This is a genomic window from Vibrio sp. 1727 (genome assembly GCF_033344415.1).
Taxonomy (GTDB): Bacteria; Pseudomonadota; Gammaproteobacteria; order Enterobacterales; family Vibrionaceae; genus Vibrio; species Vibrio alginolyticus.
Map to the genome: position 1 here is coordinate 1 of NZ_JAWPOT010000223.1, position 743 is coordinate 743.

Annotated in this window: 1 protein-coding gene; it reads left to right on the forward strand. The window is 44.4% G+C overall.

Translation table 11 applies throughout. From position 1 onward, the window contains the following. The coding region (locus R8O10_RS24900; protein ID WP_318191914.1) for a HAMP domain-containing sensor histidine kinase at nucleotides 1–607 on the forward strand (607 nt) is incomplete at its 5' end. Nucleotides 608–743 lie beyond the last annotated feature (136 nt).

Genomic DNA, 743 nt, shown 5'->3' on the forward strand with positions numbered 1-743 from the left:
TTTGCACCTATTGCGTAAACGAGTTGGTGAAAGCGAACAAGAACTAGTGACGCGGTTGGAAGACGAAGCCAAAGAGCTGAATCATCTAATCAGTGACATTTTGGAATTTAGTCGCCTTGAGAATGCTCGCTACGACAAAGAGACCAAGCGTAGTGATCTTGAAGTGCTACTAGCCCCACAAGTTGAGCGTTGCAAAATCGATTTGAGGGAATCACAGAGCATTGTATTTGTTTCTCGTGTGACCGAGCCGAGAGCTTACTGTGAAGATACTCTCGTGGTGCGTTGTCTGAATAATCTAGTTGGCAACGCTATCAAATACGCGGGTGAAGATGCTCGGATCGAAGTGACTCTGACTAATCAAGAAATCAATGGGCAGGCTTATCTGGTTATGTCTGTCTCTGACGATGGGCCTGGCATCCCAGAGAACAAGTTATCCGATATCTTTAACCCGTTTACCCGCTTGGATGCCTCGCGAGACAAAAAGCTTGGTGGATACGGCCTTGGACTGGCGATCGTTAAGGAATCGATGCGAATGATGGGTGGTTCCGTCAATGCAGAGAACCGTTCTCAAGGTGGTTTAACCGTGAGTTTGGTGTTCAGACAATAACGGGTAACAATGAAGTGAACTCGATTTGTGATCTGGATCTCGTATGAGCGGTTCTTCATCAGAGAGTTCTTTACAAAACTTTGCAAATGCAAAGAATGTAAATTTAATGCAAATGGTAATACTTATCACTTATATT